Consider the following 9,480-nt stretch of genomic DNA (forward strand, 5'->3'; position numbering starts at 1 on the left):
GAACGCACAGAAAACTCGTTGCAGATTGCCTTTAAAACACAAATGAAATTGATTTACCGCCCCTCAGCAATTAAAGATGTGAACTTTGAAGAACAACAAAAAAAGCTGATATGGTCTAAATCGGGTAATCAATTAACGGTAAAAAACCCAACACCGTATTTTATGAATTTCCAAAGCATCTCATTTAATGGCAAAAAAGCCAATGATGTTTCCTACGCTGCGCCCTTTTCTAGCGCGACTTTCGACATCAATGACAGCGCCGCTCACGGCACCGTGAAATGGGAAGTGATCAATGATTATGGCTCTGCCGCTGAGGCGTCTGAAGCAAAAATATAGCCCAATATCTTTGTAGGTTGTGAACATGAAAATAAATAAAATATGCCTTAGCCTATTCATTTATTTAGGCTATACGGTACCTTTGTACGCGGAAAACCCGGCCAACAATAATACGGCTGAGGGAAAAACATATTTTGACCCCGACTTTTTAGAGCTGCCCAATAAAGATGCGGTAGATTTAAGCCAATTTGAAAATAACCAACAATTAGCCGGCAGCTATTATGTCGATATTTATGTGAACACCAATTTAATTGGCGCAAAAAATTTAAAGTTCGATAAAAATAGTGACAATAAATTAGCCCCTTGTTTAACACTGGACGATTTAAAAAGTTTTGATATTAAAATTGCGGATTACCCTGAATTAAGTAACACACAAAATGGCTGTGTCAATTTAGCCATTATTCCTGATGCAAAAAGTGACTTTGATTTTGATTCTCAACGTTTATATTTGAGCATTCCACAAATCGCACTGGCGAAAAACCCACGGGGTTACGTGGATTTAGCGGATATCGACAATGGCATCACCGCCCTACTGCTCAATTACAGCTACAGTGGGTCGAAAAATACTGACCGTAAAGGCGGCGAAGATACCACATCAAACTATGTGAACCTACGCCCAGGTATTAATATTGGGGCATGGCGCCTGCGTAACTACACCACATGGTCAAATAGCAGCGGGCAATCCAATAAGTGGGACACGATTTATACCTATGCTTCCCGAGGGATCAATAGCCTAAAAAGCCAGTTAACTCTTGGTGATAGTATATCGCCATCACAAGTGTTTGATAGCGTGCCATTTCGTGGTGCGCAGCTTGCCACTGATGACGATATGTACCCCGAAAGTTTACGTGGCTATGCCCCCGTCGTACGCGGAATAGCACGCAGCAATGCACAAGTTACCATTCGCCAAAATGGGTATACCATCTACCAAACGGACGTGGCTGCGGGGCCGTTTGAAATCAGCGATCTGTACCCAACAGGAAGCAGCGGTGACTTGCATGTGACGATAAAAGAGTCGAACGGCAGCGAACAAGTACAAATCGTGCCATTTGCGTCACTCCCTGTATTACAACGCGAAGGGTATTTAGCTTACAGTGCTACCGCGGGGCAATATCGCTCTTATGATAGCAATGTAGATAAAACCAAATTTGGTCAATTTACTGTGGTTTATGGCTTACCCCATGGCGTGACTGCCTACGGTGGTAGCCAGTTAAGCGAAGATTATCAATCCTATTCAGTAGGTGCGGGGCAAAACTTAGGTCAATTTGGTGCGGTGTCTATTGACGTTACCCAGTCCTACGCTAAGTTGCGTAGTGACATCAAAGAACGCGGGCAATCCTACCGTTTTCGCTATAACAAAAACCTAAATGATATCGGTACCAATATCGCCTTAGCAGGTTATCGCTATTCCACAGAAGGGTTTTACAGCTTATCGGAAGTATTCGATACCTTCCGTGATACCAACTATGTACCTGAAATCGAACGCCGTCGTAATCGTGGTGAAATTACCTTGAGCCAAAATCTGGGAGATACTTACGGGTCAATTTCAGCGGGGTACGTCAACGAAGATTATTGGAACAGCGATCGAAAAACACAGTCTGCTACGCTGGGTTATAACAATAGCTGGCAAGGGATCAGCTATGGGCTGAATTATACCTATAACAAGAACACCAGCAGCTATTCATACACTACGGGAACGAAAAACCAGAGTGATGAAGACCACTTATTCACGTTCTCAGTCAATATTCCGTTTAGCTTGTTTGATGACACGGCGTACATCAACTTTGTCAGCAATCATAGCAGCCGTGACTCTAGCACAGGCAGCATGGGCGTTTCTGCATCTCAGCTGAATAACCGTTTAAATTGGAGTATGCAACAAGGCTTTACCAACCAAGAAACGGGAACAACAGGTAACTTGAATGCCTCCTATAAAGGGCAATACGGTGAAGTTTCTGGTGGTTCGGGTTACAGCAAAGATAACTATAACCTGTATTATGGAGTGAACGGTAGCTTAGTTGCACACTCGAACGGGTTAGTATTAGGGCAGCAGTTGGGTGAGACTGCCGCCATTGTGGAAATCCCGAATGCAGGGGATGTACCGATTATGAACCAAGCGGGCGTGGTGACGAATAACCAAGGTTATGCGTTAGTGCCGTACGTGACGGCTTACCGTAAAAATACCGTGGATATCGATACCTCAGCGTTACCCGACAATACCGAAATGGAGTTAACCAGCCAAACTGTCGCACCGAGCCGTGGTGCCTTAGTGAAAGCCAGCTTTGCGGCGAATGTTGGTTACCGTGCGATTATAGCGCTAACCTTTGCAAACGGTAAGCCAGTGCCATTTGGGGCGCAAGCCATCTTTAACGATAACAACCAATTAAATAGCTTAGTCGGCAATGACGGTGAAGTGTATTTATCCGGTTTAGCGGAAAGTGGCAACTTTATTATTCAATATAATGAGAAACAACAATGCCAAGTGAATTATAACTTAGCCGGTATTTCAGATTATATGGGTTTATATAAAACCACTGCAGTTTGCCGATAATAAGGAAATAGGTTATGAGAAAATTACTTTATCAATCAATATTAGCGGCTAGTTGTGTATATTTATATTCAGGGTCTGCGAGTGCAGCTTGTACGCAAAATCCTAATTTCAGAAATATACAGGCTAATGTTCCATCTGCAACCTATAACCTTCAATATGATGATACTGCAGCGAGAGATCTTGGTTCGTTCAATGTACGTTACTTATCCGCTTCATCCACAAATACTTATGGTGAAAATACCAGTTGTGGTAATTCCTATTTACAAGGAAATTTTATCAATAGTTGGACACCTAATAATTATATCGCACCTTCAAATATACCTGGAATTGGTATTACAGTTGCAACAGGGGGTATTGGTGGAGATTTTAATCGCCAGTTTGGACCTCAAGGTTCAGGGCAGTTAGGTTGGATTATCTATGATACTGTTTGGCATATTACAATCAAAAAAACTGGGCAAGTGACTAGCTCGGGTACAATTCGCTCAGGAAGCATTGCACAGCTAACCCAAACTAATAGTGGAGCATCAGGTACATGGTATTTAACAACTCTAAACATGCCTGCTAATGCCATTCGTATAAATGTATTAAGCTGCTCATTAAAAAGCCCTGTTCCGACAATTAACTTAGGTGATTGGTATGATACTCAATTCCCTACAGTTGGTAGCACCAGTACAGAAGTCGATATCCCCATAACTTTAACCTGTCTGGCAGGCACCAATATTAAAGCAACCATCAATGCAACCAGCGGTACCATTAATGCAGCACAAGGCCAATTAGCCTTGTCAGGGGGAGCAGATAAAGCCACAGGGGTTGCTATACAAATTGTCGATGCCAATAAAAACCCTATCCCTTTAAACAGTAAACGAACCATAAGGGATAATGTCGCCGCAGGCGATTATATTTTCGGCTGGAAAGCGCGGTATATTAAAACTACCGATAAAATCACTCCAGGCCCTGCAAATGGCACTGCCACTATTAATATTCGCTATGAGTAGGAATAATTGTATGAAAAAAATATTACTCACTATTTTATCGATAAACTTACTTACCGTATCTTTATCATCATTTGCAGGAAATGATGTTGTAGTTAATTTCACAGGTAATATTAAAGCTGCCACCTGTAATATCTCTGGCGGTAATAATATTGATATTGATTTAAAGCAATTACCTGTAGATACATTTAATAATCCTCAAACAGGTTCTGCTTGGAAAAGCTTTAATATTAATTTAAATAACTGCTCGTCATTTGTAAACCAAATCAAACTGACCTTTACGGGCACTGCTGAAACAGGGGATACCACCAGTAGTTTATATAAAAACTTAGGTACCGCAAAAAATGTTGCTGTGCAATTACAAAGTAATAACGGTGTAACACCATTAGGTAATTTAAAAGTATTGCAGGTACCGCTAAATGGACAACCTGATATTGCAATCCCATTACGTACCCGTGCTTACAGTGCTGTGGGCAATGTGGTTCCGGGGTCAATTTTAGCCAATATTACCGCCACGATTACCTACTTATAAGTAAAGGAAGAAAATCATGAAAAAAATGATGCTTTCATTATTGCTGGTATCTAGCCCCTTGTTTGCAGCCGACCAGCAAATCAATATTAATGTTCATGGATATGTCACGGCAATGCCGTGTGAATTAGAAACCACAAACTATGTGATTGACCTGAAAAAAATTAATATCTGGAATATTCGTGATAGCCAGAAATCCCCTTGGGTCGATTTTTCAGTGAAATTAAAAAACTGCCCTGTGGCAACGAAAGAAGCAGTGATGACGTTATCTGGCACGCCAGATACCACCACTCCTGACTATTTTATTAATAATGGCACGGCAAAAAATGTTGCTTTAAATTTGGCTGGTGGCACCAGTAAAAACACCCTTAAAAATGGTGAAAAAATCACTATTCCTGTGAACAGCCAAACTCGCAGTGTGGAATTTCCTTTTTCCGCTCGTGTAGCTGGTTATGGCAGTGGTATGGAGCCAGGATCTTTTCGAAGTCATTTAGAATTTAATTTCACTTACAATTAACAACGTTAATGAATAATACGTTGTTATATTCCAAAGTAGAGGTGATAAATGCCTGAATATTATCCAGTATCTAGAATTATTGGAAATAAAATAACTTATTATCGAAAAATGAAAGGCATGTCCCTGCATGAACTTGCCAAAATAATTGGCGTTAGCGAACAGCAGCAGTCCCGTTATGAAAGAGGTGTTAATCGAATTAATCTGGATAGATTAAACCAATATGCAAATTTTTTCGAAACAGAACTCATTAATTTCTTTGATTTTTCAAATGAAGAAAAAATGAAAATAACTGAAACTTACTCATTAATGTATAAATAGCAATGAAAATCAAAAAAAGAATATTTAACTATAAAATACTGCCTACATTAATATTATTAAATGCAGGTTACGCGAATGCTGCTTGTATTCAAAACCCTAATTTAAACAATGTTGTGGTTAATGTGCCAGCAAGAACATATTCACTCCAATATGATGATACAGGAGCTCGCGATTTAGCGACTATTCAAGTCAATTTTAAGAGCTCACGAGTCAATACATTTTCTGGCCCAACGAGTAATGGTAAATGCGGGAATGCCTATTTATATGCTGATTATCTCAATGGTTGGGTACCAAATGGGAATAAAATTGCCGCCAGTAATATACCTGGCATCAGTATTCAAGTGAAAGCAACAGAAATCGGCCTCTTAAATACACGCTATGGGCCACCCACTGCAGACAACCCAGCCGCTTGGAGCCTCCCTAATCCATATTGGACGATTACTATCAAAAAAACAGGGCAAGTCACGCAAGCAGGTAGCTTAAAATCAGGGCTTGTTGGTAGATTAACACAGCGAAATCCAGCGCCACATAACAGTACTTGGAATCTCACATCGTTAAATATTCCGGCAAACGCAATAAAAATTAATGTATTACGGTGTTCGACAAAAGCCAACAGTTACAATGTTAACTTAGGGACGTGGCATGATACACAGTTTTCCAGCATTGGTAGTTTTAGCAACAGCTACAACATCCCTGTCACGCTAAGTTGTGCTGCGGGTACAAATCTAAAAGTCACTGTCTCAAGTAGTGCTGGGTATGTTGATACCAACACTGGGAAAATAAAGCTATCTGGTCAAGGCCAAGCAACAGGTGTGGCAATCCAGTTATTAGACAAAAATAGTAATCCGATAAAACTTAATTCAAAATTCACGTTACAAAACAATGTTGCAAATGGCGATTATAACTTCAATTGGAAAGCACGCTATGTTAAAACTGCGAATAAAATAACACCAGGCACGGCAAATAGCACAGCGACTATAAACATCATATATGAATAATCGAAATTATGCTCAATCTCTATTTGATTATTAATAAGAATTTTTTATATGGTTCAAATAGTGAGCATTATGTTTCAAATTGGAATTAATTAAGTTAAATTTTAATATCAAGTTAGTTTTTTTTGAATTTTAATAATGAAAGCCTATTCTAATACCAATTACTCTTTGTTAGAGTAATAAATTAATATAAAAACCAATTTTATTTAAAATTCTTTTTTATGTCAAACCAGTCATTTTTTAATAGTCTTATCGATATAAAAGGAGTTTACTATGCAGAAAAATTATCCTGCATCAAAATTAGTCGGTCGTAAAATAACTTATTATCGAAAAATGAAAGGTATTCCATTATCTAAAATGGCTAATGATTTTGGAATTAGCGAACAACAACAATCAAGATACGAACGGGGAATCAATCGTATTAATTTAGATCGATTGGAACAATATGTTAATTACTTTGAAATTAACTTTTATGATTTAATTTCTAATAAAGATATAAAAGAATTAACGGAATTGGAATAAGTAAAAACATCCAACAGAATATTAATTAACTCTTTATTAAGGCACATTATGAGCAAAAAAATATCCACATCAGTAGGTGTAAAAATTAGGTCATTAAGAGAAAGTTACGGTATGAGTGGCAAAGAGCTCAGTGCTTTGTTAGGTATTAGCCAACAACATCAATCTCGCTATGAAAATGGGGAAGTAAATATCCATGTTGATACGCTATTCCAACTTTGCCAAATATTCGATATTGACCCTGCTTACTTTTTCTCTGACTATAACCCATTACATCATGCCAATAACGTTATTCATGACAAAAAAAGTTTCTATGAGGCCGAAACGCTTGTGTTTTAAAGCATGGCATTCAGATAAACTGCAAAATAACCCCGCCTAAGCCAGCTACATCATTGTACTGGCTTAACAATGTTGAGCCTCTTCTAATATCCATTGCTGGAAAATATTCATTGCTGAAGTCATCGGCTTTGACTTTAAACGGCTTAGCCAATAACCGCCTAATGTGACCCCAATATCAAAAGGTTGTACCAGTGTTCCCGCGCTAATTTCGTGCTCAAACATACAGCTTGGCACTAATGCAACACTATCCGTTAATATTGCAGCCTCAACCATTAAGCGCGAGGAGTCAAACACGGGCCCTTTCACTCGCCATGGCTCGAGTTGTGCAGCAAGAAACCACTTTTCCCACTCATCTTTACGATAAGAGCGCAGTAAATTGTGATCTTTTAAATCCAGTGGTGATGCTAAATTGACAGCGACTTTTTCTGTGCATAGCACTGTATGGGAAGTCGAAAATAAAGGTGTATTTTCCACTAATGGCCATAAGCCTTCCCCAAAGCGGATGGCAAAATCAACACCCTCTGCCGCCAAATTGACCACGTTATTGTGGGTCATAATACGCAAATCAATATAGGGATATAAGTTAGAAAACTTGCTTAAACGGGGTAACAACCAGCCGACAGCAAAGGTACCTACCACCGAAATACTCAGCACTTCATGGTAATGGCCATCTTCAAATTGCGTTAGCAATGACTCAATTTGATCAAAAGAACGGCTCAATACGGGTAAAAGTGCCAAGCCCTCATCTGTCAGCGCTAAGCCTCGTGATAAGCGAATAAATAATTCCAAACCTAATTGCTCTTCTAACAAGCGAACTTGCTGGCTCACCGCAGCTTGGGTCACATTCAATTCCAGCCCCGCTCGCGTAAAACTTAAATGCCGCGCAGACGCTTCAAATGCGCGAAGTGCATTCAGTGGAAGGCGATGACGATAATTTCCTGACATAAGATTTTCTTTTAGCTCATCGAATTTTATATCGTTTTAAAAAGTAATTTAAAACACGCATACTCTTGCTCAATAACTACTTGAGCGGGGTAATTGTGATATTACGGCAGTTATCCGTCACACAGAAGTACTTTTCAAAATCGGTTAGCAATAACTTAAACTTTTACTTAATTGGTCAACTCTATGAAAAATATTCTTCGTCAGGGGCGGATTTTTGTCGCTCTTAGTTTGGCTTTTACAACTCTTTCAGCGAACGCATTAAGCCAACAGGATGTCGATAGCATCATTAAACCGTTGATGAAACAGCAAGGTATTCCGGGGATGTCCGTTGCTATCTCTATGGAGGGCAAACGCTATATTTACCACTATGGCGTACAATCCAAACAGAACCAAGAACCTGTCAACGATAATACACTATTTGAAATTGGCTCTTTGTCTAAAACCTTCACCGCGACTTTGGCTGCCTATGCACAAGTACAGGGTAAATTAGATTTTTCACAGAAAGTGAGTCACTATCTGCCTGAATTAAAAGGCTCTGCATTTGACCATATTACGGTAATGAACCTTGCAACCCATACATCAGGTTTATCCTTGTTTGTTCCTGATACAATTACAAATTTAACGGAATTAACCCATTATTACCAAAATTGGATCCCTGAAAAAGCGATTGGCCAGTTTCGTTCATACTCTAATTTAGGGACCGGTTTATTAGGTATTGTGACAGCAAAACAGTTAAAAATGCCTTTCGAACAAGCCATGGAAAAATTGATGCTGCCTTCCCTTGGCCTCAAGCACACGTATATTCATGTGCCAAAGAACCAGCAAAAAAATTATGCACAAGGCTACAATAAAAAAGACCAACCTGTACGAGTCACTCCACAAATTTTAGATGCGCAAGCTTATGGTTTAAAATCAAACGCGAAGGATTTAATTCGTTTTCTTGAAATTAATATGCAAACGGTAAAAGTGGCAAAATCGTGGCAAGAAGCGGTGGAAGATACCCATACTGGGTTATATTTAACCGATTCATTTGTACAAGATATGATGTGGGAAAGCTACCCATGGCCAGTATCGCTTTCGCAATTACAGCAAGGCAACCGCGATGAGATGGCATTACAGCCACAAAAAGTGGACGCTATTCAGCCCGCATTACCACCAGAAACCCGTGCTTTTTATAATAAAACGGGCTCAACCAATGGCTTTGCCACTTACGCGGTATTTATCCCTGAAGAGCAAGTCGCGGTGGTGCTCCTTGCCAATAAATGGTATCCGATCCCTGACCGCATTAATGCCGTTTATCAGCTAATTGAAAAGATTGATAACCAGAATTGATGCGGTAATTCAATTACCTGAATAGTTCAAGTGGTGGCTAGGCGGCAAAATGAGGATAGCTTGGGGAGCATACATAAGTATGTGACCCAAGTAGCCGAGTACAGCCAACA

11 protein-coding genes are annotated in these 9,480 nt (G+C 39.6%); 10 read left to right on the forward strand and 1 reads right to left on the reverse strand.

Translation table 11 applies throughout. The annotated features are described in order from the left end of the window. The 9 genes from AC4IFO_RS22355 to AC4IFO_RS22395 form a co-directional block, all read left to right on the forward strand. Positions 1-336: fimbrial biogenesis chaperone (locus AC4IFO_RS22355; RefSeq protein ID WP_490737709.1), on the forward strand; the 336-nt coding region annotated here is incomplete at its 5' end. A 25-nt stretch (positions 337-361) separates the two neighbouring features. Then, positions 362-2,884: a fimbria/pilus outer membrane usher protein gene (locus AC4IFO_RS22360; protein ID WP_490737711.1), complete on the forward strand. Its 2,523-nt coding sequence runs from the start codon at positions 362-364 to the stop codon at positions 2,882-2,884. 14 nt (positions 2,885-2,898) lie between these two features. Further along, entirely contained in the window at positions 2,899-3,879 is a 981-nt protein-coding gene (locus tag AC4IFO_RS22365) for a fimbrial protein (RefSeq protein ID WP_490737713.1), read from the forward strand. A gap of 10 nt (positions 3,880-3,889) precedes the next feature. Then, positions 3,890-4,408 carry a fimbrial protein gene (locus tag AC4IFO_RS22370; RefSeq protein WP_490737715.1) on the forward strand — a complete coding sequence of 173 codons (519 nt, stop codon included), beginning with the start codon at positions 3,890-3,892 and terminating at the stop codon, positions 4,406-4,408. Positions 4,409-4,424: 16 nt separating this feature from the next. Then, on the forward strand, positions 4,425-4,922 hold the full coding sequence (locus AC4IFO_RS22375; protein ID WP_490737717.1) for a fimbrial protein: 498 nt from the start codon (positions 4,425-4,427) through the stop codon (positions 4,920-4,922). A 48-nt stretch (positions 4,923-4,970) separates the two neighbouring features. Then, the gene (locus AC4IFO_RS22380) at positions 4,971-5,240 is read left to right on the forward strand and encodes a helix-turn-helix domain-containing protein (RefSeq protein ID WP_490737719.1); all 270 of its coding nucleotides are present in this window, start codon (positions 4,971-4,973) and stop codon (positions 5,238-5,240) included. A 2-nt stretch (positions 5,241-5,242) separates the two neighbouring features. After that, positions 5,243-6,238 carry a fimbrial protein gene (locus AC4IFO_RS22385; protein WP_490737721.1) on the forward strand — a complete coding sequence of 332 codons (996 nt, stop codon included), beginning with the start codon at positions 5,243-5,245 and terminating at the stop codon, positions 6,236-6,238. A 270-nt stretch (positions 6,239-6,508) separates the two neighbouring features. Then, positions 6,509-6,757, forward strand: a complete 249-nt coding sequence (locus AC4IFO_RS22390) for a helix-turn-helix domain-containing protein (protein WP_490737723.1) — start codon at positions 6,509-6,511, stop codon at positions 6,755-6,757. Positions 6,758-6,805: 48 nt separating this feature from the next. Further along, positions 6,806-7,093, forward strand: coding sequence for a helix-turn-helix domain-containing protein (locus AC4IFO_RS22395; protein WP_219245374.1), 288 nt, complete (start codon positions 6,806-6,808; stop codon positions 7,091-7,093). A 63-nt stretch (positions 7,094-7,156) separates the two neighbouring features. Here the strand turns inward: AC4IFO_RS22395 and AC4IFO_RS22400 are convergent, their stop codons facing one another. Beyond that, positions 7,157-8,038, reverse strand: coding sequence for a LysR substrate-binding domain-containing protein (locus AC4IFO_RS22400; RefSeq protein WP_490737726.1), 882 nt, complete (start codon positions 8,036-8,038; stop codon positions 7,157-7,159). 192 nt (positions 8,039-8,230) lie between these two features. Between AC4IFO_RS22400 and ampC the strand changes: the two genes are divergently transcribed. Further along, a complete protein-coding gene (ampC, locus tag AC4IFO_RS22405; protein WP_490737728.1) occupies positions 8,231-9,370 on the forward strand; it encodes a class C beta-lactamase in 1,140 nt (379 codons plus the stop codon). Positions 9,371-9,480 lie beyond the last annotated feature (110 nt).

The organism is Providencia sp. UF-224 (genome assembly GCF_058245955.1).

Coding starts and splice junctions, on each gene's coding strand:
- AC4IFO_RS22360 (WP_490737711.1), top strand. CDS start 362: ATGAAAATAAATAAAATATGCCTTAGCCTATTCATTTATTTAGGCTAT.
- AC4IFO_RS22365 (WP_490737713.1), top strand. CDS start 2,899: ATGAGAAAATTACTTTATCAATCAATATTAGCGGCTAGTTGTGTATAT.
- AC4IFO_RS22370 (WP_490737715.1), top strand. CDS start 3,890: ATGAAAAAAATATTACTCACTATTTTATCGATAAACTTACTTACCGTA.
- AC4IFO_RS22375 (WP_490737717.1), top strand. CDS start 4,425: ATGAAAAAAATGATGCTTTCATTATTGCTGGTATCTAGCCCCTTGTTT.
- AC4IFO_RS22380 (WP_490737719.1), top strand. CDS start 4,971: ATGCCTGAATATTATCCAGTATCTAGAATTATTGGAAATAAAATAACT.
- AC4IFO_RS22385 (WP_490737721.1), top strand. CDS start 5,243: ATGAAAATCAAAAAAAGAATATTTAACTATAAAATACTGCCTACATTA.
- AC4IFO_RS22390 (WP_490737723.1), top strand. CDS start 6,509: ATGCAGAAAAATTATCCTGCATCAAAATTAGTCGGTCGTAAAATAACT.
- AC4IFO_RS22395 (WP_219245374.1), top strand. CDS start 6,806: ATGAGCAAAAAAATATCCACATCAGTAGGTGTAAAAATTAGGTCATTA.
- AC4IFO_RS22400 (WP_490737726.1), bottom strand. CDS start 8,038: ATGTCAGGAAATTATCGTCATCGCCTTCCACTGAATGCACTTCGCGCA.